The organism is Nocardioides pyridinolyticus, from assembly GCF_054653575.1.
In genome coordinates this window covers 217,441-242,211 of the sequence record NZ_BAAIFY010000003.1, presented here as the reverse complement: position 1 = coordinate 242,211, position 24,771 = coordinate 217,441, and the positions used below count along the sequence as shown (strand labels likewise).

Below are 24,771 nucleotides of genomic sequence, written 5' to 3'. Positions count from 1 at the left end.
CTTCACGTGTTTTGCTGATCGGTCTGTTGATGGGTGCGACCTGGGGTCAGGGGACGAGAATCGCCCTGCCCCTGACCAAGCCGTTGTCGAGGTCGTCGAGCGCACGCTGGAAGTCCTCGAGGTCGTACTTCGTGGTGTGCAGCCGGACCCTGCCATCGGCCGCGAGGGCCATCAGCTCCTGAAGGTCGTTGTACGAGCCGACCAGGTTGCCGATGATGTTGATCTCCGTGGAGATCACGTCGATCGTCGGGACGTCGATGTTCTCGCCGTACCCGACGACGTAGTAGTTGCCAGCACGGCGCAGCATCGCGACTCCCTCGGCGGTGGTGCCGTTCTCGCCGACGAAGTCCACCACTGCTTCCGCGCCGTGGCCGTCCGTGAGCGCGAGGACCTTCTCGACCTGACCGCCGTCAGCGAGGACGGTGACGTCCGCGCCGATCTCCCCGGCCAGATCGAGCGCCGCCTGGTTGCGGTCGACGACCACGAGGGTGGCTGCGGAGATCGCCTTCAGCACCTGGATGCCGATGTGACCGAGGCCGCCCGCGCCGATCATCACGCAGACGTCTCCGGGTCGAGTTGCGCGCGCCACCTTTGCGATCGCGTGGTAGGCCGTCAGGCCCGCGTCTGCCAGTGCCGCCACGTCAGCCGGTTCGAGGCCGTCGTCGATCTTGACAACGCTGCGAGCGCTGGTGAGCAGATACTCGGCGTATCCACCGTCGGTGTCGATGCCCGGGAACTTGCTGTTCTCGCAGTGCACGTCATCGCCGAACCGGCACGCTCGGCAGAGTCCGCACGTGATCAGAGGATGCACGATGACCTTGTCGCCGACGGCGACGTTCGTCACCGCCGAACCGACCGCGTGCACCCATCCGGCGTTCTCATGCCCGATCGTGTACGGCAGACCGACGCCTGTCTTCGCCTCCCACTGGCCCTCCAGAACATGGAGGTCCGTACGGCACACACCGGCACCGCCGATCCTGACGATGACGTCCAGCGGGCCCGAGATCTCCGGGTCGGGAACTTCGGCCACCTGCAACGCGGTGTGGTAGCCGACGACCTGAACTGCCTTCATGATGCACTCCTGGTGTTGGTGACGTGCGTCGCGAGGGACTCACCGTCCGCATAGCGGGTCGCCAGCAGGCCACGGCAGAAGTGCCCGTTGCCCTCGATGGAGATCCGCACCGACTTCGCGAACCGCAGCCGCATCGGCACGTCGTCCCGCGGTACGGGCGAGCCGTACTCGTCCACGAACACCTGCTCGTCGGGTCCGATGCTCAGCCCGAGCGCAGCACGCCGGCGCAGGAGCGCCTCCTTGTTCCGGCCGGCGGGAAGATGACGCAGCCGGAGGCGATAGACGTCGGACACGGTGAGACCGGTGCTCTTGAGCTGGTGCTCGACACACCGTTCCATCGCGGCAGCATGCGCCTTGCGCTGGAAGGTCAGTCGGAGCTCGTCGAGGCTGTCCTCGGCCTCGATGCCGAACGTTCCGCGATAGCCCGCATCCGCAGCCAGTCCGACATTGATCTTGTCCGAGTCGTGGTGGTCATCGAGCATCACCCGGACCCGGCCGATGTTCTCGACGGCCCGCAGCGCGTCTTGGGCATCGGAGGCCATCAGATAGGCGAAGTTCGGGGAGCAGAACGAGGTCGGGAGCCGGAGATGGACCGTCACGCCGACGTCGTCGATGGCGACGGATCGGACGAACCCGAGGTCGGTGATCGGCTCGTCCAGTTCCGGGTCGACCACCGTGTCCAGCGATGCCAGGATCTCGGCCTCGAGCGAGCTCGCGACCGGCGAGATGAGAACGGTCATGACACCACGGCTTCCTTCGCGCCGGCCGCCACCTCGACCCCGGGGTCCACGGCAGACGTCGGGACGCGCAGCGCCTCGGGAACCTCGAGGTCGTAGAGCGCGGCTGCGTTGAGCCCCAAGATCTTCTTCTTCTGCTCGATGGTGATCGGCGCGTACTCCGTCATGTCCTCTGGGATCTGGAAGTCGACGAACTTCTCGACCAGCCAGCTCGGCGTCCACAACGCGTAGTCGCTGGCGAACAAGATCTTGTCCTCGCCGATCCAGTAGAGGAGCTCTCCGATGATCTGCGCGAAGTAGCGCGGCCGGGTGTGGATGAACGGCATGACGACCGCGAGACCGCCGTACACGTTCGACTCCTGGGTCGCGATCCAGCAGAAGTCCTCCAGGCGCGGCAGGCCGACGTGCTCGACGATGAAGGTCAGGTCCAGGTAGTCGGTGGCCACCTTGTCGATGTCTGCGACGTCGAAGGCGTCCCTGTCGAGCGGCCGGATGGTCGGGCCCTTGTGGATGTGGATGTTGGTGATGCCGAGCTCGAGGCACTCCTCCAGGTAGCGGCGCGACCACCGGTCGTCGAGCTTGTACCCGCGGGAGTCGCCGTGCCACTCGGCGGTGTAGAGCTTGACGCCCTTCAGGTGCATCCGGTCGGCGTCGCGGCGCAGCTGTTCGAGTCCGGCCTCGCCGTGGCGGGGATCGTAGGCGTGGTTGTAGGTGAGACGGCCCGGGTTCGCCTGGGTCAGCGCGAATGCCTCCTCGGTCTGTCCGAAGCCGTTCTTGTAGAAGTCGGTGAGCAGCGTCGCCTGGAAGATGGCGTGGTCGGCGTACCCGTCCTCGAAGACGTCCTTCATCAGCCGGTCGGCGCCGTAGTAGGTGTAGGTGTCGTAGTCCCACACCCGCTCCTCCGGGCTGAGGTTCTTGTGGTAGTCGTAGAAGCAGTCGATGAACTGCTTGCCGTGCACGTTCTTGAGGTTGGACTCGCGTCCGTCCCACAGGTGGATATGGGCATCGCAGACGTAGTAATCCTCGCCGTCCTTGCTGTACATGTCTTGCCTCGCTTCGACTTGTGGTTCTTCGTGGTCTGTTCGGGTGTCCCGTCCGGGGCCACAGACCCGGGCCCCGGACGGGACGCTCGTGGTGGTTCAGCTGGCGGTGAGGTCGAACCCGATGTACTCGGCGGCGTCCTCCGGGCTGGCGAACAAGACCGTCTTGTCGTCCAGGTGGACCATCCGGCCGTAGTGCGTGGAGCTGATCTCCTCGAAGATCGAACCGTTGAACTCCACTCCGAGGGCCTCGGTGAGCTCGTCGTAGTCGAACTCGAGGAGGCGGACACCGTCGACCCGAATCATCGAGGGGTACTCGGTGAGCTCGACGCCCTCTTTGGTCCCCATCACCTCCGCGACGACGCGGCCGAACGGGGTGTTCATCAAGGTGACGCCACACATGTTGGAGAACTCGGTGGCGGATCCGAATTGCATGGTCACTTGTCCAGCTCCTTGGGGATGTCCAGCCCGAGGTCCTCGAGCAGGGAAATGAACTTCGAGATCGTGTTGTCGAGACTGGTCGCGAACGTGACCGGCTTCTCGGCCGGCTGCGACCAGATGGGCTGAAGAGCCCGAGCGGCCTCCAGACAGCGGGGCACCCAGGTGCTCATCCAACGCGCGAAGAGCTCCTTGTTGGCTGCACCGTGCTGCTCGTCCTGGACCAGCAGCTGGAAGAGTGCCCGGGTGTAGCCGAGATCGCGGTCGTAGTCGTGCTCGCCGGTGCCTACGATCGTGGGCGTGATGTAGTCACCGTTGCGGGCGGCGACCTGCATGACCAGCTCGGTGCGGAACAGCGATCCGACAAGCTGCTCGAAGACGATGTTGGCCGCGAACAGCAGCTCGCACCAGTCGCCGACGGCGGTGAGCCGCTCGACGACCTCGCGGGTGGGCTGCCATTCAGGTGCCTCCTGCCACACTCCGCGGTGCGCCTCCCCTTCGAACGAGACCTCGGCCTCTGACAGGTCGAGGTTGAACAGAGCGAGGTCCTGCGCGAACCGCATCTTGTGGGCCGCGTTCACAGCTACTGCGGTGTTGATCATGTTGGTGGGCCCCGACCGCTGGACAGCGGTGAACACGTGCAGGGCAAGGCCGTTCTCGGCGTGCATCCAGGCACCGAGGTTGCGCTCGATGAACTTGAGCCATGACGGGTTCCACGCGTCGTAGACCCCAGCCCGCTTGGCGTTCTGCAGGCACAGCTCCACCTGGTGCACGACCGCCGAGTTGTTGCGGTAGATCGACTGCTCCCACTCCTCGTTCGGGTCGAGGAAGGCGTGCCAGTTCGAGGACTTCGCCTCGGTCCACTCCTGGGGGTAGCCCCCCGGACCGTTGCCGAAGCCGTAGATCCACCCTTGCGTCAGATGACGGTCGGGATCAGGCTGTACGTCGACGGTGACGTCCTCGTACATCGTCGCCCGCAGCTTCGCCGGCTTGTAGTAGTTGTAGGTCCGACTTCTCGAGCTGGGGAACGTCAACGCTCCCGCCTCCGAGTCCGTGAACTCGATCTTCGGAAAACTGCGTTCCTTCTGGTCGGTGATGTCCGCCATGTCTGTCAACTCCGGTTTGCGTGGATGGATGGGATGGGTGCTGCTCAGTCCGCGGCGATGGGGCTGGTGAACGAGTCGTGGAAGACCTGGTCGGCGGGGACGCCCTGCTGCTCGAGGAAGGCCATGGCGGCATCGACCATGGGCGGCGGTCCGCACAGGTAGACCTCCGTCTTCGCCAGATCGTGCTCGCGGCGCGCCACGACCTCCGTGACGTTCCCGAACTCGGCGTCGAACCCCCATGCCGCGGGGTCGTCCGGCATCGACTCGGAGAGGCAGACGACGAACTCGAAGCCCCGGAGCTTCTCGCCGAGGCACGTGATGAGGTCGAGGTAGAAGATGTCGTCCGCCGTACGGGCGCCGTAGTAGAAGCGCACCGGGCGGGTGCTCCCCGACTCGTTCAGGTGCCGGAGCAGGGAGAGGATCGGAGCCATTCCGGCGCCTCCTCCGATGCACACGACCGGCAGCGCGTGCCCGTCCTTCAGGGTGAAGGACCCGTAGGGGCCGGTCAGCTCGATCTCGTCGCCGACCGAGAGGCCGCCGTCGAGGAGCGCGGAGAACTTCCCGCCCGGGTACTTCTTGATCAGGAACTCCACCTCGCCCGGCGAGGACGGGGTCGTCGCCATCGAGAACGACCGACGCTCGTCGGTACCAGGAATGGTGAGGTCGGCGTACTGGCCCGGTTTGAAGTCGTACGTCGCCGGCTCGACGGCGGTCAGGCGCAGGGACACGATGTCCCGCGTCACGGGCTCGATCGCGCTGATGCGCGTCCGGACGTCCTGGATCGGCACGCCGTTGAGGAGCTCGTCCTCGTCGAAGTTCAGCAGCTCGATCACGCAGTCGCTGAACGCGTGCGACCTGCACAGCAAGACGTAGCCCTCGTCCACCTCAGCGTCGTTGCAGGCGAATGTGGAGTAGCGCTCCATCTGGATGTCCCCGTCGAGGACGTACGACTTGCAGGCGGAGCACTGGCCCTCACGGCAGCCGTGCATCAGGTGGATGCCCTGCCGGAAGGCGGCGTCGAGGATGTTCTCGTCCTCGCCGACCTCCAGCTCGATGTCGACCGGTTGGAAGCTGATGCGGTGCTTGTCTGCCATGGAGCTCTCCTTGGTGAAGGGTGAGGATCCGGTGGCGCCGTCCCGCAGGACGGCGCCACCTGTTCAGGGAGGGTCAGCTCGCGGCCTTGGTGCCATTCGCCATGTAGTCGGCGATGTGCGCCTCTCGCTCCGCGTCCGACATCTGGTTGAGCAGCACGTTGGGGCTCATGAAGTGATTGCCACGGACGTCGTCGAGGGTCCACATCCTCTTGGGGTCGTCGAGGTCCAGGTGTGGCTGACCGATGAGGGTCTTGCCGTCGTCGCGGACGTACCCGAGGTCCTTGACGATGTCGGCCAGATCCTTGTCGTGGTGGAGCGTCTCCCACTCACGGAAGCCGGTCAGGCGACCCATGTTGGGGGTGGCCCTGCCCTCGTACTCGCTGCGGAAAGCCACGGCGTCGGTCCAGTGGCAGGTCTCGGAGCAGTAGGTCCGCCACTGGCCGTCGACCTTGTCGGTGACCATGTCCTCGCGAATGAGCGCCGGCACCATGCAGGTCCAGCAGCGGTGCGGGTATTGGTACCCGACCTCCTCGAAGGCGATCGGCTTGTTGCGCCCGGGGTAGGCGAGTCGGTTGTACTCCTCCCACCACTTGCCGTACTTGGAGTACCAGCCAGGGTACTTGTGCTCGAACCACTCGAAGTCGGCGTCCGTCATGGCGTCGATCCGCCAGTAATTGACCGGCCAGCCGGTGGCGAAGAACCGGGCGACCTCGTGGACGTAGCCCTTGTTGACGATCCGGTTCCATGCCTCTTCCACCAGGTCGTGCGGAATGGTGAGGCCGTACTTCTCCAGCGGGATCAGGTAGCTGCGGTAGTAGTCGTCGTAGATCCACCGGCGCCACATCTCCGCGTAGCTCTCGCGGTCCTTGCGGCGGTCCTTCGTGCCGTACTCGATGAAGGTGCCGATCGCGGCGTCGACGACGCAGTGGTTGTTCCACCAGGCGTACCGCATGTCGCGCTCGAGCAGGGGCCGGTTTCGCTCGTCCGCCAGCGCCATCAGCAGGATGCTGTAGCCGTTGGAGATGTGGCGCGACTCGTCGGACTGCACCGAGTGGAACACCGTCGGCAGCAGGTAGTCGCCGTTGGCGGCCGCTTCGTCGGGCATTGCCACGAAGAGCGTGTTGGTGAACGCCGTCTCGGCCACCACCGTGAGGTAGATGTTGGCGGCGGTGATGGCATCGCCGGTGATGAAGCCCTCACCGAACTGCCGACCGATCGTGCCCGCGTAGTTGTTCGCGAACGCCTTCTCCGTCATGTCGAATCCGGCTGGATCGATGTAGTTGTTCATGTACAGCTTCTTGAGGTTCATCTGGATCGTCGAGTGACGCACCTCGTCGATCATCTGAACCGCAAGACCGTTGTGGATCTCCGGGTTGGGCACCGCGTCGATGGCCATCGGCATGGCGCGGGCCGCCGAGATCTCCGGGAACGGGATGATCGAGAGGAAGAGCTTCTGCCATTCCAGCCAACGCTGCTGCACCTGGCGGAACATGTTTCCTCGGATCGCTCCGTCCATGGCGCCGTACACGCGGTTGTCCTTCTCCTCCTCCATGGGGAAGTAGGACCGCATGATCTGCTTGAGAGGATCCTTCTTGGGAGCCTTCTCGAACGTGTAGTCGGTGCCGAAACGCGTGGCAGGGGTGGCGAAGGTGGGCTCCCAGGTGAGCTCGCTGATCTTCGCGTGGGCCTTGGTGAGACTCTGTCTGCTCAATGTTGCCTCCTTGGTCAGGGCCGGTCAGGGGCTGATCAAACTCGGCAGCCGGGTCAGCGCCTGTCTCAATGTGAGACGCATGTCACATCCACGAGCGGTACCTTGCGCTGGTGAGCGATGCGCGGACCTACATCCAGGTGTCTTGGGAGCGCTCCAAGGCGTCGCTCGTGGACACCGACCACCCGTCGCCGACCTTCGTCGACACGGTTGACAGCGACTCGTTGCTGCTGCGAGCCGCTCGGCCCGTGCTCGCCGCGCTCTCAGCCGAGCTCTCGAACGAGCCGGTGTGCCTGATCCTCACCGACAGCCGCGGTGTCGTCCTCAGCCGCGGCGGAGGTGACCGGTCCCTCATCGGAGCCCTCGACTCTGTCCACCTCGCTCCAGGTTTCTGCTACGGCGAGTCCGACGTCGGCACGAACGGCATCGGAACCGCACTGGAGGTGGGTGGCCCGATCCTCGTCAGTGGCGGCGACCACTACACGGGAAACCTCCGCAAGTTCTCCTGCGCGGGGGCCTTGATCAACCACCCGGTGAGCGGTTCGCTGCTCGGTGTCATCGACATCACCACCAAGGCCGAGAACACCAACCCACTGCTGCTGTCGTTTGCCAAGCTGGCCGCTCGCCGGATCCAGGAACGGATCTTGGAGGAGGCGAATGAGCTCGACGGGGCCCTGCTCGGTCGGTACTTCGCGACGTGTCGCCACTCGGGTGGACCGGTGATCGCCGTCGGCAAACAAACCTTCATGATGAACTCCTTGGCGCAGCAGCACTTCGACGCCAACGACCAGGCCGCGCTTCTCGACCAGACCCGGGACACGATCGGCCGGGTCAAGGCGTACACACTCCTCGCGGACCTGCCGAGCGGGATGACGGCTCGCCTCGTCTACCAGCCGGCTTTCGCCGGCGAGGTCCTGGCCGGGGGCATCATCCAGATCAAGGAGCAGCGTGCCCATCGCACCCCCGATCCGAGGGGCCCGTCGTTGCCCGGCCTAGCGGGATCCAGCGCCGCGTGGCGGCGAGTGAGCCAGGAGGTGCTCGACACGATCGCACGAGCCGAATGGGTCGTCCTTCAGGGCGAGGCTGGCGTCGGCAAGACGGCGTTGGCCACCGTCGCTCACCAGGCCGCGGACCGTCAGCGTTCACTGGTCGTGCTTGAAGCCTCGGACAACGAGGATCTCGTCGACCAAGCCGCTCTCCACCTCGACGCCGGCTCCGACTTGGTCATCCGGCACGCCCACCTCCTGACGGCCGACCAGCTCCACGGGCTGTCCCAGCTCTTCCAACGCCTGCAGGACCGTTCGCTGGCGCGTGACCCTTGGGTAGCCATCACGGCTCGCGAGGAGCTAGCAGACGAGGAGAGCCAGGCGGACTCGCGTCTCGGGCTGCACCTGCTGCACTTCTTCCCGCGCACCGTGTCTGTGCCCCCACTGCGTCACCACCTCGAGGACCTGCCCGCACTCGTTCGGCTCCTGTTGAACAGGAGCGGGGCGACCGACCTGGCCTTCTCCAAGGCAGCCATGAACCAGCTCACGCGGCTACCCTGGCCCGACAACGTGGCCCACCTGCACCAGACCCTCCTGTCGATCGTCCGCACCCGCCGCGCGGGCGTCGTGGACGTGGCTGACCTGCCGGCCGAGTGCCGCGCGACGTCGCGTCGCAGCCTCACCCGGCTGGAGGCACTCGAGCGTGACGCCATCGTCGACGCTCTGGGGGTTCATGGCGGCGACAAGGTCGCCGCCGCGGAGTCGCTCGGCATGTCGCGGGCGACCATCTACCGCAAGATCCGCGAGTTCGGCATCGTCACCTGACGCGTCGCCCGGCCTCCCTGGCCCTGAGGCGGAGATGATCCTCAGTTGTCGACGGCCAGCTCTCCGAGTGCCGACCATTCCGTGCCCGGGACCTCGAAGTTCACGATACGCGGCGTCTCAGCGAGGTGCTGTGGAAGAAGTTGGCGAGCCTGCTCGAAGTGTGCGGACACGACGTGGACAGCGCCCGCGTCACCGTCACGGAATGCCTCCACGAGCACGTACTCGTCCGGGTTGTCGACGCTCCGCGACCAGTCGAACCACAGGCAACCTTCCTCAGCGCGTGTGGCGTCGGTGAACTCGCGCGCGATCTCGGGCCAGCGGTCGGCATACTCCGGACGTACCCGGAACTTGGCGGCGATGAAGATCATGCACCAAGCCAAACACGAGCCCGGGTGTCGTCGGGTCTCGTTTTGAGACCACTCATCGCCCGCACCAGATCGGACCTCGCCGACCCGCTCAGACTGCCGGGATCGCGGTACCCGGGTTGAGGAGATCCTGGGGATCGAGCGCCGACTTGATGGCGGCGTGCACAGACTGAGCAGTCGGATCGAGCTCGCGAGCGAGCCAGCCCCGCTTGAGCTGACCGACGCCGTGCTCGCCGGTGATGGTGCCACCGAGGTCGAGCGCTTGCTGCGTGACAGCGTCGAAGGCGGCGAGTGCTGCCGACCGGCTCTGCGGGTCGGCATCGTCGAAGATGACGGTCGGATGCATGTTGCCGTCGCCGGCGTGCCCGAACACACCGATGACGACGCCGAGGCGCGCGCTGATCTCCTCGACCCCGGCGATCAGGTCGACGGTCCGTGAAGGCGGCACCGCGACGTCGTCCAGCAGGCAGTGCCCGAGTCGTTCCAGCGCCGGCAACGCCAGCCGTCGAGCTTCGAGCAGCATCGTCGCCTCAGCCGGATCGGAACTGCTCGCCAGGTCGAGGGCCCCGCAGCCGGCGCAGATCTCCTCGACCTCGGCCAGTGCAGCCTCGGAGTCGGCACCGTCGAACTGGATGAGCAGGAGTGCGGCGATGTCGCGACCGAGTCCCATCTGCGCCAGCTGGTCGACCGCCTCGAGCGTGGTCCGGTCGAGGATCTCCATCAACGACGGAGCCAAGCCGGCTCGCCTCATCTGCGCGACCGCGGCCCCGGCAGCGCCGAGGCGGTCGAATGACGCCACGACGGTGCGCGCAGCCAGTGGAGAAGGGACCAGCCGTACCATGATCTCGGTGACGACACCGAGGGTCCCCTCAGAACCGACGATCAGGTGGGTCAGGTCGTAGCCCGCGACCCCCTTGACGGTACGCCTCCCGGTCCGCATCACCCGCCCGTCGGCCAGCACCACCTCCAGACCGATCACGAAGTCCGCCGTGACGCCGTACTTGACACAGCACATGCCCCCCGCGTTGGTGGCGACGTTGCCGCCGACGGTCGACATCTCGACACTGCCTGGATCGGGCGGATAGAACATCCCGACAGCCTGCGCAGCATCGCGCAGAGCGGCCGTGATCACTCCGGGCTCGACGACCGCGATCCGATCCAGGGGATCGATCTCGAGGATCCGGTTCATCCGGTGCAGGGACAGGACTGCCGACCCCGGTGCCGCGTTCGCCCCGCCACTGAGACCTGTCCCAGCACCGCGCGGAACAACGCGAATCCCCAGCGCCGACGCCGCCTTCATGCACTGGGACACCTCGACGGTGTTCCGGGGCATGAGAACGGCGACCGGTTGGCCGTGTTCGGTGAACCTGGATCTGTCTCGCACGTAGGAGGCAAGCACATCGGGGTCCGTCGCGACGATGTCATCGGGCAGGAGGGACGCCAGACGGGCGCCGGGCGCGGGGTGGACCACCGGCGCGGTCCTAGCTGAGGTCGAAGCGGTCGTTGTCCATGACCTGGACCCAGGCGGCGACGAAGTCGTGCACGAGCTTCTCGCGGGCGTCCTCGCTCGCGTAGACCTCGGCCAGCGCCCGCAGCTGCGAGTTCGAGCCGAAGATCAGGTCGACGGCCGTGGCGGTCCAGGTGACCGAGCCGTCGGCCTCCTGGATCTCGTAGACGTTCTCCACCAACTCCGAGGCCTTCCAGGTGCGGCCCGGGGTGAGCAGGTTGACGAAGAAGTCGTTCGTCAGCTGCCCCGGCCGCTCGGTGAGCACACCGTGCTGGGCACCGTCGACGTTGGCGCCGAGGGCGCGCAGACCGCCGACGAGGACGGTCATCTGTGGCGCGCCGAGGCCGAGCATGTAGGCGCGCTCGACGAGCAGGGTCTCCGGCCGGAGCTTCTCGCCGGCCCGCAGGTAGTTGCGGAACCCGTCGGCGCGGGGCTCGAGGACCTTGAACGAGTCGACATCGGTCTGCTCCTGGGTGGCGTCGGTGCGGCCCGCCCGGAACGGCACCGTGACCTCGACCCCGGCGTCCGACGCGGCCTTCTCGACCGCCGCGGAGCCGGCGAGCACGATGAGATCGGCGAGGGAGACCTGCGCCCCGCCCGCGGCGTTGAACTCCTGCTGGATGCCTTCGAGCGTCGACAGCACGGTCGCGAGCTGGTCGGGCTGGTTGACCGCCCAGCTGCGCTGCGGCTCGAGCCGAATGCGGGCGCCGTTCGCGCCGCCGCGCTTGTCGGTGGAGCGGAAGGTCGCGGCCGAGGCCCACGCCGTGGAGACCAACTGGGCGACCGAGAGGCCGGAGTCGAGCACCTTCGCCTTGAGCGTCGCGACGTCGGCGTCACTGACCTGCTCGCCGGACGCAGCCGGGACCGGGTCCTGCCACAGCTGCGGCTCGGGGACCCAGGGGCCGAGGTAGCGGTCGACCGGGCCCATGTCGCGGTGGAGCAGCTTGTACCAGGCCTTGGCGAAGGCCAGCGCGAACTCGTTGGGGTTCTCCAGGAACCGGCGCGAGATCTTCTCGTACTCCGGGTCGAAGCGGAGCGCGAGGTCGCTGGTCAGCATGGTCGGCTTGCGCTTGGGGGAATCCGCGGCCGGGCCCGGGATGATGTCCTCGGCGTCCTTGGCGACCCACTGGTAGGCACCGGCGGGGCTCTTGGTGAGCTCCCACTCGTAGCCGAACAGGAGCTTGAAGAAGTCGTTGCTCCACCGGGTCGGCGTGGTGGTCCAGGTGACCTCCAGGCCCGAGGTGATGGTGTCCGCACCCTTGCCGGAGCCGAAGGCACTCTTCCAGCCCAGGCCCTGCTCCTCCAGCGGAGCGCCCTCCGGCTCGGGGCCGACGAGGTCGGCGTCGCCGGCACCGTGGGTCTTGCCGAAGGTGTGGCCGCCCGCGATGAGGGCGACGGTCTCCTCGTCGTTCATCGCCATCCGGGCGAACGTGTCGCGGATGTCACGGGCCGAGGCCAGCGGGTCCGGGTTGCCGTTCGGGCCCTCGGGGTTGACGTAGATCAGGCCCATCTGGACCGCACCCAGGTTCTCGTCGAGCTCGCGCTCGTCGGCGTACCGCTCGTCGCCGAGCCAGGTGTCCTCGGGGCCCCAGAAGATCTCCTCCGGCTCCCACACGTCCTCGCGGCCGAAGCCGAAGCCGAACGTCGTGAAGCCCATGTCCTCGAGCGCGACGTTGCCCGCCAGGACGAGCAGGTCGGCCCACGAGATCTTCTGGCCGTACTTCTGCTTCACCGGCCACAGCAGGCGACGCGCCTTGTCGAGGTTGCCGTTGTCCGGCCAGCTGTTCAGCGGCGCGAACCGCTGACTGCCCTCACCGGCGCCACCGCGACCGTCGTAGATCCGGTAGGTGCCGGCCGCGTGCCAGCTGAGCCGGATCATCAGACCGCCGTAGTGGCCGAAGTCGGCCGGCCACCAGTCCTGAGAGGTGTTGAGCACCTCGACGACGTCGCGACGCAGCTCGGCGACGTCGAGCTTCTTGAACTCCTCGGAGTAGTCGAAGTCGTCGCCGAGCGGGTTGCCCTTCGGGGAGTGGACGTGCAGGACCGACAGGTCCAGCATGTTCGGCCACCAGTCCTTGTTGGAGTGCGGCCGCCCGCCGGTCCTCGGGGTCGGCGAGTCGAGCGCCGGGTTCTCGCTCTCGCTGCCTTCGTGGACTGCAGGGCAACCAGCCTGGTTCTGGGACATGCTCAACCTTTCAGGGATTCGTCTGGCACTTCGGGATGAATCGGTGGTCCAGGGGTCGGTTTCCGGCGGTAACTCGCGGCGGCTGGACGAACCCGTTGCCGGGTCGCGCCTCCCAGGCGCGGAACGCGCCGAGCAGGCTCTTCGACGTCTCAGGGTTGCTCGTGTTCTCGGGCGCAGTCACGAGCTGGTGCACACCGATCCGGCCGCGTCGGGCAAGCAGGGCGGGCACGCTCACGACCCCCTGACAGCGCGGGTGCCTGGTCGTCGTCGGGCTCAGCTCACCGGCTGAGCGTCGGGCGTCGTTGCCGGTTCGCGGGAGCGGGCTCACGATCCTCGCACCGTGCTCGCTGGTGTCCGGCGGCGACGGCGCCTCGGGCCCGTGGAGGTGCGCCGGACGGTCCAGGTACAACAAGCTCCGTCGCGGGCACGAGGTCCACGCTGAGATGGGCCAGCCCTGCGGCCGCCTGGCTCTGCCAGTCCGCACGCGACCTGTTCAATTCGTGCTCCTCCAGCTCGGGTTCGTGGCCATACTCGAACCAGAACGGGCTGTCGTTCGTCTCACCTTGAGACGGGGGACCTCGACCGCGGCAGGCGTAGAGGCGCTGCCGCCCCGGCTTCGGGATCGCGGTCGATCATGTCGGCCGCGCTCCAGTCGCTGCATCTGGCGGCCGCATCGCGTGAGCGGCTCTCTCGGGCCCTCCCCGCTCCTCGCGCCCGACCGGCCCGCACACCCGCCGAGGCGACGGCGGCCCCCGGACACTCCCCTCGGGACTACGCCGGGGCGTAAGCCCGCCCGGGCGCACCGCCCATGCGAACGCGCCTTCCCGCGAGCCCGGTCACGCGTCTCCCGATTCCGGCCACGCAGCTACCACGCAGGAGGCTCTCCTCGACTCTGACCTGCGCAGACTCTGCGCGTCAGTAGTACCAGGGGAAGCGCGGCACGCTCAGCGGCTATTGATGGTCATCGACGGCAATGTGCCGCTGACCTGCGCAAACGCGATTGCGGGCGTTGGTCGCCGACGGCCGCTGACGACTCTCCTGCCACGTTTCTGCCACGCACGGGCCACCTCGTCAGCCCGACGCCCGGAGTCAGCTCTCGACCGCCGTCGCTCGCACGAGCGGCAGTTGGCTCACCAGTTCGGAGAAGTTGGTGCTGGCCGTCGGATCCAGGGAGTACCTGTATACGAGGAAGATGGCGTCAAGGCCCCAATGGCCCTCGGCAGACTCAAACTGGCCCGTCCGCCGATCTGCCCACCCGAGCAGGTCGCCGATCCACATCGCGTGCAGAGGCTCTCCCCGAGCCAGGCTGTCGCACTGCGCGATCGCGAACGATTCGCGAATCTCCAGGGACAGGCCCACGTGTGTCAGCGGCCCGGCGCCATCCAAGAAGGCGACCATTGCCGGCTCTATCGGGATCCCGAGCTCTGCCAGTCGGCACGCGATGTGCTTGACCCAGTACCGGGTGACATTGTCGCGGCCTAGTTCCCAGTCGTGATCGAAGACCTTCCCCCAGTCGAGGCACTGTGTCCGATACAGCTCCTGACCATATGCACGGACATAGTCTGCAAACTGGTCGTAGGCCCGATCGATCGGCTGGCTCCGCTCCGAATTGCAGTTGCTGCATAAGACCGGCCGGAACTTCAGGCTGCTCGAGCGGGAGGAGTTCGGGTAGCTGAAAGCTTCCTCACCCGGACGTCGATGTGCCGCGATCCGGCCGTGCCACGAGCCCTTGCCAATGGCGAGGTCGAGGTCCCGTCGCTTGAATTTGTGCTCCCTGGAATCGGCAACCCTGCCGCACCACCAACAGACCGGACCGCCCCTAGCCGCCGACACGCACCTGACGATAGGCGCCATGTCCGACCAACCGACGGATCTGTTGCCGGTCGCCGCTCTTCGTCGCAAGGTTGGCGCGATCCGGTCGCGCGGTACAAAACGCCGACGACGCTCATGACCGCCTCTACTAGGATCGATGGTATGACAGTGATACGCTTGGCGTCATACAGTCTTACGGGAGGTTGAGATGGCTGTCTTGAACATCAGGGTCGACGACCGGGTCCGCGACGAACTCAGGGACATGGCGGACGACGAGGGCGTGACACTGAGCGAGTACGTGCGCAACCTGCTCATGGAGGCCGTCGTTCCGGTCCAGGAGTCGGCGGACGAGCGCCGACACAGCGAGGAGCCGCCTCCAGAGACCATGAGGCTCATCGACCGGCAGGTGCTCTCGCTGCTCCACCGAATCCTGGCGCGAGTGCTGCCCGAAGACGCCAACGACGTCGATGGAGACGCCGAGTATCAGTTGATGCGGGCGACTATCCTCGAGTCTGGGTTTACCTCCGAGTACTCCTACGAGGTGGCCGGGTTCCGCACCGAGTTGTCACGGCGCGACTGCCGGCGGGTCAGCGACATCCTGCAGATGTTCCGAATCCTCACCTACAGCGTTCAACACCTCGAGGGCGAGGGAACGCCGGTTGACGGCGAGTTGGCTCGCGCTCTGGAGTTCCAGGGGTTCGACTTCAACGACTCCCTCGAGGGCCACATGGCCGACTATGTCGAGTTCGAGATGCGCGGCGGCGATCGCTGGACGGAACTTCAGCCGCAACTGAAGAGCCACGACGGCGGAAACTCACACTCCCCGATGTTGGACACCTACATGCGGATGCTGACCGAGTACCGCCGGATCATGGACGGCCGGGATCGAGCGCACTTCAACAGGCTCGACTACCTGCTCTCGGCCGACGAACTGCAACAGATCCGCGACGCTCGGACCCATCCGTCGCGGCGTCGCGCGCTCTGACGTGCCCCAGGTCTGGCGCACCACGACGGATGGTGGCTGACACATCGTCGATCTGCAGGCCAGCGGGTTTCGTTTCCTGCGGGTTCAGGCGCCGAAGCGCTTGCGATCCAGCGTCTTGAAGTAGCCCTTCTTGAGCGCGCGTTCGGCGCTGTCCTTGGGCGTGGAGAAGAAGCCGCGCTCGGACGGAGACAGCCCGCCGCTCTCGATCTTCTGCCGGAGGAGCGCCATCGTGCAGCACAGGTCGGCGGCCTGGAACAGGCTGTAGTCGGCCGGGACCACCTTGCGTACCTCGACGCTCAGGTGAGCGTTGAAGACGCTGTTAACGAGGTTGGTGATCTCCTTCTGGCCGTTGTCGTAGTAGATGACGATGCGATCCCAGGAGTTGAAGAACCCGTAGTTCGAGCGGATCAGCTCGCCAAGCTCGCGCGACATCGCACTGACGAGCTTGTCGGTGTCGCCCAGTTCGCGCTTGCTGAACACCCACGAGTGGTGCGTGACGTCGCAGGTGCGGACGAAGTCGACGAGCACTCGGAAGATCGATCGGCGCGACGGCATATCGAGCAGTCGGTAGTCCTGCTCGCGGCGGATCAGCGGCCCGGTGTGGATCGCATGGTTCTCCGGCAGTCCACGCATGACGAGCGCATGGTGGATCTTGTCGAGGTGGCCGGCGATTTCGTCGCTCTGGTCGTGGAAGACAAGGCTCAGCACGTAGTAGGGCGCGTGCTTCTCGAACGGGCCGAAGTCGCCGGACTCGTCGATGAAGATGCTCAGCTCGCGCACGGCAGAACCTCTGGACACGACTTGAGGCGGGTAGAACCCGCCTCAAGAGGGTGGCGGGGGATATCCCCGCCTAAAGGTTGGACCAGGGCCTCTCGGCCAGCCCAGGTGGGCAACCATACACCGGCGCGAAGCGCGCATCCAATAGGCAAACGATGTCCGTGGTTACGCTTCAGACCCGAAGGGCGGCGTGCCGTGGCGAAGCCATCTGAAGCGTAACCACGGACGCAAGTCACTTCGTCTCCTGCAGGCGCGCTGCACATCTCGGCGCCCGACTATCCGACAAGAGGCGGCACGTCCTCCTCACTAAGCCGCCGAAGATGCCGCCGGATCTGGTCATCAGTCTCAGACCGCTGGTCGGGGTGGTCGTCCCAGGCTTTCAACATGGCCATCAGCACCTCACCACCGCCAGGCTCCCAGAGACCTTCGTGGTCGCCGATGATCTCGAGGACGTACTGCGCCGACGCATAGGGCCGATGGGTGCGATCCATCCGATCGACGGCCCACCAGATGCCCTCCCACTGGCCGCGCCAAGGCAACTGCTCGTAAGGCGAATCAACTTCCCGGATCGGATGGCCGAGCTCGGCCAGGACGTCGGTAAGCCGCACCTCGCCTTCGAGCGCCTGCCTGGATGTCAGGGAGGCCATCTCCCGCAGAAGCGGCGAGTCATAGCCGTCGACCAACCACTGCGCGGCGACCATCGGCAGGTCGCGGTCCGGGATCACTCGGCCGTGTGACGCCTGTTCTGGCGTCACGTCGTAGTCGGTCATCGGAACTCACGAACGACTTCGATCAGGCCGACGATGTGCCGGTTGAACTCATCGAGATCCTCAGCAGGGATCGAGTACTCCAAGATCGTCTGCCCGCCCGCCTGCTGGACGTCGTACCTGTCGAGGAAGTCCTTCTCGACCTCGAAGCGCGTCGCGTAGCCGGCCCCGCTCACCTTGACGTTCCAGTCGCGGGCGATGCGGACGGCGTAGTCCTCGTTCAGGACCGGATAGAAGATCGGCTGGTCAGGCAGCCTCGGCGGCCACGCGCGCCAGCCGGACTCCTCGACCAGCGCGAGTTCCTTGGGGCCCATCGGGCGCCAGAGGGTGACCGTTTCCATGCGCGCATTCTCGCTTACGACGGCCACTCGCCCCGACCGACTTTCTCCACCGGCCACCTACCCGCCCTCGTTCCTCAGCTCCCCAACCATTGATCACCATTGACTCTTCACGGCTCTCAGAATCTCGTCCCCGTGCCCCCTCGCTACCGCCTCAACACACCCCCATTTCAGTCGGCACGCATGCTACGAAGGATCGTAGGAGTCGGGGCCGAAAAGGGCCTGTGACCTGCGGATACGTGGTTGTCGATGGTAGTCGACGGACGCTTGATCGGGGTGGCGCGAGTGCACGGTGGCGTGAAGTTTTACCGCGGCGCCGCGAAGGCTGCCCGCAGCTACGTCGAGCGCGATCGATCACGCGCCGACGACTACTACCTCGGTGAGGGCACCGGCGTCGCCGAGCGTCTGACCGCGACACCCGACGGCGTCGAGCGGGTCGGCTCGATGGACGGCGATACGTACGAGCAGTGGGTGGGCGGGATCGACATCGACACCGGCGTCAACAAGGGTCGACTGCTCAAGGACGAACGCGCGCTGAGGTTCGTCGAGGTCACCGTCAACGGACCCAAGACCTGGTCGCTCGCGGCCGCGCTCCACCCGGAGATCTCGGCCGCGTTGGATGCTGCCCAGGACAAGGCAGCGACAGAGATCGTCGGCTGGGTGGCGTCACAGGCGACCACCCGTGTCGGGCCACGCGGACGCCAGGTGCAAGTGCCGGTCGAGAAGATCGAGGCGGCCGTTATCCGGCACTACACCTCCCGCGCCGGCGACCCGCATCGCCACCTCCACCTCCAGATCAGCGCCCGCATCTGCGCCGCCGGTGGCTGGCGCGGCATCCACTCGGTCGGGTTCCGGGACTCGATCGAGGCGATCAACGGCATCGGCCATGCGGCGGTCGCGACCGACCCTGAGTTCCGGGCCGCGCTCGCCGCGCATGGCTTGACCCTCGATCCCGAGACGAACGAGATCCGCGAGCTGGCGCCATACGTCGGCGCCTTCAGCGCCAGGAGCTCGCAGATCCGACGCAACGTCGACCGCTACGAGGCTGAGTGGCGAGCCGAGCATCTGGGTGACCAGCCGGGACCGCGGCTCCGCGAAGCGTGGGACAGGCGAGCATGGGCCGAGGCTCGTCCCGACAAGGTGGTCCCGCTCGACGGGCGGGAACTCGTCGAGCGGTGGAACCAGGAGCTGCAAGATCTTGGCTATCGCGATCCCGGCGAGGCCGTCGCCCTCCGGGGCACCCAGCCCGCCTGGATCGACCGCGACGCAGCTGCAGACCTGCTCGTCTCCGTCCTCGGCACGAAGGCGTCAGCCTGGAACGAGGCCGACATCCGCGGAAAGACCGAAATCCTGCTCGCGCAGACCTGCCTGATCGCCGACACGGCGGTCCGGATCGAGCTGGCCGAGGACATCACTGCCCGAGTCGCCGAGCGGTGCACCCGCCTGCTCACCGGAGACGGCGTACCGGAGCACGTCCGATCGCTGTCGTCGCCATACGTGCTCGATGTCGAGCGCGACATCATCACGCGCCTGTCGCGGCGTGCAGCGCGGCCCGCGAGTCGGGTGCGGATCGGCCGTCGCGGACTGGATCGGATCGACCCAGCTCAAGCTGCGGTCGTGGGCACGCTCGCGGGCGACGGTGAGCTCGTCGTGGTCGAGGGCGCGGCCGGCGCCGGGAAGACCACTGCGCTGCGCACGACCCAGACGATCCTTGCGCGACAAGGCCACCGGCTGATGGTGGTGACCCCAACACTCAAGGCGGCCGAGGTCGCCGCGACCGAGACGGGTGCCGACGGGCATTCGGCGGCGTGGCTGATCCATCAGCACGGCTGGCGGTGGGATGCGGACGGCAGATGGACTCGCGAACCGCACGCAACGCCCGGACCGTCGGCACAACTTCGGCCGGGCGATCTGCTCCTCGTCGACGAGGCCGGGATGCTCGACCAGGACACGGCCCGGGCACTCTTGACGATCGCTGATGAGACAGGAGCCCGCGTCGCGTTCGTCGGCGACCGACAGCAGCTTCCCGCAGTTGGCCGAGGCGGCGTACTCGACCACGCCCTCGGCTGGGCACACCCCACAGCCGTCGTCTCGCTGGAGAAGGTGCACCGGTTCACCGACCCTGACTACGCTGCGTTGAGTCTGAGCATGCGGAAGGGCGAGGACCCGGCCAGCGTGTTCGACGAGCTGCATCGCCGCGGGCAGATCGCCATCCACGCTTCGGACGTCGAGCGCACTGCGGCACTCGCCGAGGTCGGCGCGACCGGCGATCTCGTCATCGCCGACCGTCGCGAGCGGGTGGCCGACCTCAACGCAGCGATCCGCGACCTGCACTCGGGCGAACAGGACCGCGGCACGATCACAACCGCCAGCGGAGAGCGTCTCGGCGTCGGGGACCGAGTCGCCACCCGCCGCAACGATCCGAATCTGCAGGTCGCAAACCGCCAGACCTGGACCGTGAGCGGCATCGGCGACGACGGCAGCCTCACACTTCGCGGCCGCGGTCGAGAGCGACAGATCCCGGCTAAGTACGCCAACCAGTACATCGAGCTCGCCTTCGCCACCACCATCCACGGAGCGCAGGGCGACACCGTCGACCGCGCCCACGTCGCGCTGAGCGAGACGACCGGCGCGGCGGCGGCGTACGTCGCCATGACCCGCGGCCGCGAGAGCAACACCGCCCACCTCGTGGCCGAGTCCGTCGATGACGCACGGAAGCAGTGGGTCGACGCCTTCAGCCGCGATCGCGCCGACCTCGGACCGTCCCACGCTCGACGCCAGGCGATCGACGCGATCGATCGCTACGGCACGGCTGTCCGGCGCCGCCCCGCTCCACCGCCGCCAGCCGTCGCCCCGATCCACGACCACAGGCTCTCGATGTGACGCGCTACGAACTCGGAATCGCGCCCCGCCACCGCTTCGGCAGAGGCCAGCCGAGCTTGAGTTCCCCGGCCATCCACTCGCTCGCACCACCGGGATCGATGGGCTTCCCGTCCTGGGACCGGGTCGCTGCGTCGATGAGTGGCTGCCAAGCACTGCGTACCGCGGCGGGCAAGATCAGGTCCGGCCAGGCCTGGATCAGCAGGATTCCGTCGACCGAGTCCTCGATCATGTTGTGGAGGCCGTGTTGCAGGACGAGCTCGTAGTAGTCGATGCGCTCGCTCGTCACTGACAAGTCCCAGGTCCGGGTGAATCGCTTCCAGTCGCGCGTGGCGTCGGGAGGGAAGAGGAACTTGAGGGCCTTCACCTTGGCGAAGCACTTGGGGAAGAGAACCGTCCACAGCTTGTCCGGCACCCAAAACGAGTCGACCCCGGCATCCTCGACGAGGTCCCAGAACACCATCGGTCTGGCGACCAGCTCGTGGTCTGCCGAGTCGAGGAGTCGCTCGACCACGTCCAGCGTCGGGGACTTGCGGCGTCGCTCGTACTCCGAGATCGACGACTGCTGGGTCCGCGCGATCTCGGCCAGACGGCGCTGGGACAGGCCCGCCGCGCGGCGAGCTGCCTCGATGACTGTCCGTGAGGACATCTCTCGATGATCGCTGATCGTCGATGGGAATGCCATGCACACCTCATGGGTGAGGTGGAAACGCCGCCTTGCGACCCACCCGGTCGAATCACCGAGGAGAACCGTCATGACCGCACAGCCCTCCATCCCCGATCCGCGCAGGAACCTCGGCGACGAGATGCTCACGCTCGACGAGACCGCCGCGCTGCTCCGCATCCCCGAGAACACCCTGCGCTACTGGCGCGTGACGGGCGCCGGCCCGCGCAGCTTCAAGGTCGGCCGCCACGTCCGCTACTGGAAGGCCGATGTCGTCCTCTGGCTCACCGAGCAGATGAACCGCCCCCAGCACCACTGAACCGCTCGGCGCCCATCGGCGGACGGGCGCATCATGAAGATCTCTCGGAAGGAGACAGCCATGGGCTGGGTCTGGAAGGAACGCCAATCCTGGCGCGGGTCGTACCGCGACGAAGCCGGCAAGCAGCACACCAAGTCGTTCGAGAGGCAGGTCGACGCCAAGCGCTGGATCGCGACCGAAGAGGCGAAGGTCGTCCGCGGAGACTGGATCGACCCGGCCGCCGGGAAGGTCACGTTCGCGGCGTTCTACGCCGACTGGGCGCCGCGGCAGGTCTGGCTCTCGTCGACGCGCGAGAACGCCGATCTGGCCACCGCGGGCGTGACGTTCGCCGAGATGCAGCTGCGGTCGATCCGGCGCTCGCACGTCGAGGCGTGGGTGAAGAACATGACCTCTCGACTCGCAGCCACGACGATCGACACGCGCTTCACAATCGTGCGCGGAGTCTTCCGCGCGGCGGTTGCAGATCGGCTTATAGCCAGCGACCCAACAGTGGGGGTCGTCCTGCCGCGCAGGCGGAAGGCCGAGGCAGCGATGCGCATACCGACGCACGCGGACGTCGCGAGGCTGTTGAACGCCGCCGAGCCATCCAATCGACCGAGGTCGCGGCCGGGCTTCACTGCGTACGTCGCCCTGTGCGCCTTCGCCGGGCTTCGCCGCGGCGAGGCGCTTGGTGTCCAGGTCAGCGACGTCGACTTCCTCGGCCGCACTCTCCGCGTCACCCGTCAGCTGCAACGAGCGAAGTCAGCCGACATCGCCGACGGGAAGAACCTCGTCGACGCGGCGGGCGGAATCACCGTCGTCGTCCGCCGACCGAAGTACGAGTCCGAGCGGACGATCTTCCTGCCCGACGAGTTGATCGCGATCTTGTCCGAGCACGTCCGCCTGCACACGCCGACCGGGATGCCTGACCGCTGGCTCTTCGACGAACGAGGGAAGCCCTGGCACGACAACCTCGTCGACTATCGCTGGCGCTCGACTCGAAATGATGCCGGCCTCACACACAAGCTGCACGACCTGCGGCACTACTTCGCCAGCGGCCTGATAGCGGCCGGCTGCGACGTCGTCACCGTCCAGCGCGCTATGGGCCACGCGTCGGCGACGACCACGCTGAACACGTACGCGCACCTCTGGCCGACGGCCGAGGACAAGACGCGAGCGGCGGCGTCCGGCATGGCTGCTGCCGTCCTCGACCTACAGCCGCCCGGTCGGCCTGCAAACTTGCGATCTTGAAGCAGATCTCACAGGAAGTGGACGGCGCGAGGTCGGTCACGTGGTCGAGAAGGCTCAGCCACCCCGCAAGCCCGGACATTGCGGGTGCGCACTGATCCGACAGGCGCCGGGCGCACGCTGAAACATCGAGCGATGTAGTCGCACCGCGGTGACAGGTGAGCTGTCGGTGGGTGGAGCAACAATCAGCACATGAACACCTACGTAGTCAGTTACGACCTGCAGCGGCCGGGCCAGGACTACGCGACGTTGAGCGAGTTCTTGAAGTCTCAGTCGAATTGGTGGCATCACCTCGGGAGCACGTGGGTGATTGTCACGAACCTTTCCGCCGTGCAGTTGCGCGACGGAATCAAGGAGCACACCGACGCCAATGACAAGGTGTTGGTGGTGCAGTCCTCAGGCGTCGCCGCATGGAAGGGCTTCAACGAGAAGGGGAGCGCCTGGCTTAAGGAACACCTCTAAGCCTCAGACCACTGATTGGGGGACTGGTCCGTTGGAACCTCTAGGGGTCAAGAGCGGCAAGCTCCTCGAAGGCGCTTGCCCGCGCGCGCTCGAGTCGCTCGATGGCACGGGCAGCGCGGTGCGGAAAGTCCACCGGATCGGCGTCCGGGCGTGAGGCCGTCTGTAGAGCGCCCAGCGCCAGGCCCACTTCGTGGAGCAGCGACGCCACGAGGTTGTGGGCGGCATCAGGTGGCGCCTGCGGTTGACCTCTGGGCGTCGCGCTCGTCACGGGGGCGGGCGCGGATGCGGTCTGAGTCTTCTGCGTCGGGGGCTGAGAGCGGACACCACTCCTGACAGCGCTTTCGACTTGAAGATTCACCGACCATTCGTAGCGTTCCGCGATATCGACCGCCTCGGCGAGCTGACGTTTCGCCCTCTTCCGCTCGGCCTGATACGTAACCTGACAGTTGCTCGGCCCAGAACAGAAGTCGGTTGGCCTACCGGCCCGATCTCGTTCAGCGAGGTTGTTGCAAGTGGGCCGCTTGCACGGCAGACCCAACTCCTGGTTCAGCTTGGGTACATCCGGGATCAGGGTGAGGCGGGTGACGCCACCGTCGGACTTGGCCATGAGCGTCACCTCCTGTTGGTGGGATCGATCTCTTGCAGCACAGGGTTCGCGCTGAACTTGTGCGGCATGAAACTGACATGGAAATCGGAACCCCTCGGCGCGTCTAAGCGTAGATCAAGGCGCGTGATGGGCAACATTGGAACAATAGAACGCGCAGACCAAGATCAGAACTGGCACGATATGCTGGTCTGTTCGAACATATGTTCGACAACTCGAGGATCTGCCGTCATCCTAAAGACTGGGGTGACGCGGGACTCGAACAGCGAGAGGATCAATGCGTGTGGCGACGAGGGAGCGGGTGAAGATGGAAGCGGAGGTTCTCCGACCCGGACCGGTCGTAGGCACAGGCCAGCGTGCGCTAGCCCTGCAGACCGCTACTTTGGCCACTCGCCTGAGTAGTTACGCATCCGTGGCGGCGGCCCTGTTCCACGGCCTGTCGCGAGAAGGCGTGGACCCCGAACGGCTCCAAGGCCAGCGCCGGCGGGCGCACGACCTTGCCATGCTCATCCGGGAGATCGAGCATGCCGACGTCACGAGCTTGTACGAGACGAGCCAACTGGTTCCCCGCAGGCTATGGAGCGACGTGCGCGGAGCGTTGAACATTCCAGAGGACCTCGACTCGACTCTCCTGAAGCTCCTGAAGCAGATCGACGAGGGGGCGTTTGACGCTGCTGAGATGGCGGCGCAGGCAGACACGATGAAGCGCCTCGCGCAGCGACTTCAAGAGGCTGGACGGGGCGAGATCAGCGCCGCGCTGGACGACTCCCACGAGGTCCTGACAACACCAAGCGTGTAGGTCCCGCCATTTGGGCTCAGCGCAGGCAACATTGTGGTTGCCAACCTGCCGAGTAATCGCAACCGGGACCACAC

At 66.4% G+C, this 24,771-nt stretch carries 23 protein-coding genes; 7 read left to right on the top strand and 16 right to left on the bottom strand.

Annotated elements, in window-relative coordinates; translation table 11 throughout:
• Window positions 1-46: 46 nt before the first annotated feature.
• The 7 genes from ACYQ0U_RS04725 to ACYQ0U_RS04695 all read right to left on the bottom strand — a co-directional run bounded on the left by ACYQ0U_RS04725 (window position 47) and on the right by ACYQ0U_RS04695 (window position 7,198).
• On the bottom strand, window positions 47-1,072 hold the full coding sequence (locus ACYQ0U_RS04725) for an NAD(P)-dependent alcohol dehydrogenase (RefSeq protein WP_459969950.1): 1,026 nt from the start codon (window positions 1,070-1,072) through the stop codon (window positions 47-49).
• The gene (locus ACYQ0U_RS04720) at window positions 1,069-1,812 is read right to left on the bottom strand and encodes an iron-sulfur cluster assembly protein (RefSeq protein WP_459969948.1); all 744 of its coding nucleotides are present in this window, start codon (window positions 1,810-1,812) and stop codon (window positions 1,069-1,071) included. The genes ACYQ0U_RS04725 and ACYQ0U_RS04720 overlap by 4 nt, the downstream gene beginning before the upstream one ends.
• Window positions 1,809-2,852, bottom strand: a complete 1,044-nt coding sequence (locus ACYQ0U_RS04715; RefSeq protein ID WP_459969946.1) for an amidohydrolase family protein — start codon at window positions 2,850-2,852, stop codon at window positions 1,809-1,811. Before ACYQ0U_RS04715 ends, ACYQ0U_RS04720 begins: the two co-directional genes overlap by 4 nt.
• 96 nt (window positions 2,853-2,948) lie before the next feature.
• Entirely contained in the window at window positions 2,949-3,284 is a 336-nt protein-coding gene (gene mimD / locus ACYQ0U_RS04710) for a propane 2-monooxygenase effector subunit MimD (protein ID WP_459969944.1), read from the bottom strand.
• Between the two features lie 2 nt (window positions 3,285-3,286).
• On the bottom strand, window positions 3,287-4,393 hold the full coding sequence (locus ACYQ0U_RS04705) for an aromatic/alkene monooxygenase hydroxylase subunit beta (protein WP_459969942.1): 1,107 nt from the start codon (window positions 4,391-4,393) through the stop codon (window positions 3,287-3,289).
• Window positions 4,394-4,437: 44 nt separating this feature from the next.
• Window positions 4,438-5,487 carry a 2Fe-2S iron-sulfur cluster-binding protein gene (locus ACYQ0U_RS04700; protein WP_459969940.1) on the bottom strand — a complete coding sequence of 350 codons (1,050 nt, stop codon included), beginning with the start codon at window positions 5,485-5,487 and terminating at the stop codon, window positions 4,438-4,440.
• A 73-nt stretch (window positions 5,488-5,560) separates the two neighbouring features.
• Window positions 5,561-7,198: a ferritin family protein gene (locus tag ACYQ0U_RS04695; protein WP_459969938.1), complete on the bottom strand. Its 1,638-nt coding sequence runs from the start codon at window positions 7,196-7,198 to the stop codon at window positions 5,561-5,563.
• Window positions 7,199-7,308: 110 nt separating this feature from the next.
• On the opposite strand from ACYQ0U_RS04695, the gene ACYQ0U_RS04690 reads away from it, so the two are divergent.
• A complete protein-coding gene (locus ACYQ0U_RS04690; protein ID WP_459969936.1) occupies window positions 7,309-9,006 on the top strand; it encodes a sigma-54-dependent Fis family transcriptional regulator in 1,698 nt (565 codons plus the stop codon).
• A gap of 41 nt (window positions 9,007-9,047) precedes the next feature.
• On the opposite strand, the gene ACYQ0U_RS04685 is transcribed toward ACYQ0U_RS04690, so the two are convergent.
• The 4 genes from ACYQ0U_RS04685 to ACYQ0U_RS04670 form a co-directional block, all read right to left on the bottom strand.
• Window positions 9,048-9,374: a putative quinol monooxygenase gene (locus ACYQ0U_RS04685; protein WP_459969934.1), complete on the bottom strand. Its 327-nt coding sequence runs from the start codon at window positions 9,372-9,374 to the stop codon at window positions 9,048-9,050.
• Window positions 9,375-9,462: 88 nt separating this feature from the next.
• The gene (locus ACYQ0U_RS04680) at window positions 9,463-10,842 is read right to left on the bottom strand and encodes an FAD-binding oxidoreductase (protein WP_459969932.1); all 1,380 of its coding nucleotides are present in this window, start codon (window positions 10,840-10,842) and stop codon (window positions 9,463-9,465) included.
• A gap of 10 nt (window positions 10,843-10,852) precedes the next feature.
• Window positions 10,853-13,063: a catalase/peroxidase HPI gene (gene katG, locus ACYQ0U_RS04675; RefSeq protein ID WP_459969930.1), complete on the bottom strand. Its 2,211-nt coding sequence runs from the start codon at window positions 13,061-13,063 to the stop codon at window positions 10,853-10,855.
• Window positions 13,064-14,152: 1,089 nt separating this feature from the next.
• Window positions 14,153-14,896, bottom strand: coding sequence for a hypothetical protein (locus ACYQ0U_RS04670; RefSeq protein WP_459969928.1), 744 nt, complete (start codon window positions 14,894-14,896; stop codon window positions 14,153-14,155).
• 187 nt (window positions 14,897-15,083) lie between these two features.
• Here ACYQ0U_RS04670 and ACYQ0U_RS04665 point away from each other — a divergent pair, with 187 nt between their 5' ends.
• Window positions 15,084-15,860: a YfbU family protein gene (locus ACYQ0U_RS04665; protein WP_459969926.1), complete on the top strand. Its 777-nt coding sequence runs from the start codon at window positions 15,084-15,086 to the stop codon at window positions 15,858-15,860.
• An 84-nt stretch (window positions 15,861-15,944) separates the two neighbouring features.
• On the opposite strand, the gene ACYQ0U_RS04660 is transcribed toward ACYQ0U_RS04665, so the two are convergent.
• From ACYQ0U_RS04660 to ACYQ0U_RS04650, 3 genes are all read right to left on the bottom strand, one after another.
• Window positions 15,945-16,640, bottom strand: a complete 696-nt coding sequence (locus ACYQ0U_RS04660; protein ID WP_459969924.1) for a DUF3800 domain-containing protein — start codon at window positions 16,638-16,640, stop codon at window positions 15,945-15,947.
• Window positions 16,641-16,912: 272 nt separating this feature from the next.
• Entirely contained in the window at window positions 16,913-17,407 is a 495-nt protein-coding gene (locus tag ACYQ0U_RS04655) for a hypothetical protein (RefSeq protein ID WP_459969922.1), read from the bottom strand.
• A complete protein-coding gene (locus ACYQ0U_RS04650; RefSeq protein WP_459969920.1) occupies window positions 17,404-17,745 on the bottom strand; it encodes a hypothetical protein in 342 nt (113 codons plus the stop codon). Before ACYQ0U_RS04650 ends, ACYQ0U_RS04655 begins: the two co-directional genes overlap by 4 nt.
• A gap of 246 nt (window positions 17,746-17,991) precedes the next feature.
• Here ACYQ0U_RS04650 and mobF point away from each other — a divergent pair, with 246 nt between their 5' ends.
• Window positions 17,992-20,625: a MobF family relaxase gene (gene mobF / locus ACYQ0U_RS04645; RefSeq protein WP_459969918.1), complete on the top strand. Its 2,634-nt coding sequence runs from the start codon at window positions 17,992-17,994 to the stop codon at window positions 20,623-20,625.
• 4 nt (window positions 20,626-20,629) lie between these two features.
• On the opposite strand, the gene ACYQ0U_RS04640 is transcribed toward mobF, so the two are convergent.
• Window positions 20,630-21,379, bottom strand: coding sequence for a helix-turn-helix domain-containing protein (locus ACYQ0U_RS04640; protein ID WP_459969916.1), 750 nt, complete (start codon window positions 21,377-21,379; stop codon window positions 20,630-20,632).
• On the opposite strand from ACYQ0U_RS04640, the gene ACYQ0U_RS04635 reads away from it, so the two are divergent.
• From ACYQ0U_RS04635 to ACYQ0U_RS04625, 3 genes are all read left to right on the top strand, one after another.
• Window positions 21,378-21,605 (top strand): helix-turn-helix domain-containing protein, encoded by a 228-nt coding sequence (locus ACYQ0U_RS04635; RefSeq protein ID WP_459969914.1) that lies wholly within the window; start codon window positions 21,378-21,380, stop codon window positions 21,603-21,605. The two genes, ACYQ0U_RS04640 and ACYQ0U_RS04635, sit on opposite strands and share 2 nt — an antisense overlap.
• 33 nt (window positions 21,606-21,638) lie before the next feature.
• Window positions 21,639-22,835, top strand: coding sequence for a tyrosine-type recombinase/integrase (locus ACYQ0U_RS04630; RefSeq protein ID WP_459969912.1), 1,197 nt, complete (start codon window positions 21,639-21,641; stop codon window positions 22,833-22,835).
• A 189-nt stretch (window positions 22,836-23,024) separates the two neighbouring features.
• Window positions 23,025-23,294 (top strand): hypothetical protein, encoded by a 270-nt coding sequence (locus ACYQ0U_RS04625; RefSeq protein ID WP_459969910.1) that lies wholly within the window; start codon window positions 23,025-23,027, stop codon window positions 23,292-23,294.
• 40 nt (window positions 23,295-23,334) lie between these two features.
• Here ACYQ0U_RS04625 and ACYQ0U_RS04620 read toward each other — a convergent pair whose 3' ends face one another.
• Entirely contained in the window at window positions 23,335-23,901 is a 567-nt protein-coding gene (locus ACYQ0U_RS04620; protein ID WP_459969908.1) for a hypothetical protein, read from the bottom strand.
• A 409-nt stretch (window positions 23,902-24,310) separates the two neighbouring features.
• On the opposite strand from ACYQ0U_RS04620, the gene ACYQ0U_RS04615 reads away from it, so the two are divergent.
• On the top strand, window positions 24,311-24,697 hold the full coding sequence (locus ACYQ0U_RS04615) for a hypothetical protein (RefSeq protein WP_459969906.1): 387 nt from the start codon (window positions 24,311-24,313) through the stop codon (window positions 24,695-24,697).
• The last annotated feature ends 74 nt before the right edge of the window (window positions 24,698-24,771 follow it).

Bases quoted from the DNA above. Each gene is read 5' to 3' on its own strand.
- ACYQ0U_RS04725 (WP_459969950.1), bottom strand. From the start codon at position 1,072: ATGAAGGCAGTTCAGGTCGTCGGCTACCACACCGCGTTGCAGGTGGCC.
- ACYQ0U_RS04720 (WP_459969948.1), bottom strand. From the start codon at position 1,812: ATGACCGTTCTCATCTCGCCGGTCGCGAGCTCGCTCGAGGCCGAGATC.
- ACYQ0U_RS04715 (WP_459969946.1), bottom strand. From the start codon at position 2,852: ATGTACAGCAAGGACGGCGAGGATTACTACGTCTGCGATGCCCATATC.
- mimD (WP_459969944.1), bottom strand. From the start codon at position 3,284: ATGCAATTCGGATCCGCCACCGAGTTCTCCAACATGTGTGGCGTCACC.
- ACYQ0U_RS04705 (WP_459969942.1), bottom strand. From the start codon at position 4,393: ATGGCGGACATCACCGACCAGAAGGAACGCAGTTTTCCGAAGATCGAG.
- ACYQ0U_RS04700 (WP_459969940.1), bottom strand. From the start codon at position 5,487: ATGGCAGACAAGCACCGCATCAGCTTCCAACCGGTCGACATCGAGCTG.
- ACYQ0U_RS04685 (WP_459969934.1), bottom strand. From the start codon at position 9,374: ATGATCTTCATCGCCGCCAAGTTCCGGGTACGTCCGGAGTATGCCGAC.
- katG (WP_459969930.1), bottom strand. From the start codon at position 13,063: ATGTCCCAGAACCAGGCTGGTTGCCCTGCAGTCCACGAAGGCAGCGAG.
- ACYQ0U_RS04665 (WP_459969926.1), top strand. From the start codon at position 15,084: ATGGCTGTCTTGAACATCAGGGTCGACGACCGGGTCCGCGACGAACTC.
- ACYQ0U_RS04655 (WP_459969922.1), bottom strand. From the start codon at position 17,407: ATGACCGACTACGACGTGACGCCAGAACAGGCGTCACACGGCCGAGTG.
- ACYQ0U_RS04650 (WP_459969920.1), bottom strand. From the start codon at position 17,745: ATGGAAACGGTCACCCTCTGGCGCCCGATGGGCCCCAAGGAACTCGCG.
- mobF (WP_459969918.1), top strand. From the start codon at position 17,992: ATGGTAGTCGACGGACGCTTGATCGGGGTGGCGCGAGTGCACGGTGGC.
- ACYQ0U_RS04635 (WP_459969914.1), top strand. From the start codon at position 21,378: ATGACCGCACAGCCCTCCATCCCCGATCCGCGCAGGAACCTCGGCGAC.
- ACYQ0U_RS04640 (WP_459969916.1), bottom strand. From the start codon at position 21,379: ATGACGGTTCTCCTCGGTGATTCGACCGGGTGGGTCGCAAGGCGGCGT.
- ACYQ0U_RS04630 (WP_459969912.1), top strand. From the start codon at position 21,639: ATGAAGATCTCTCGGAAGGAGACAGCCATGGGCTGGGTCTGGAAGGAA.
- ACYQ0U_RS04625 (WP_459969910.1), top strand. From the start codon at position 23,025: ATGAACACCTACGTAGTCAGTTACGACCTGCAGCGGCCGGGCCAGGAC.
- ACYQ0U_RS04620 (WP_459969908.1), bottom strand. From the start codon at position 23,901: ATGGCCAAGTCCGACGGTGGCGTCACCCGCCTCACCCTGATCCCGGAT.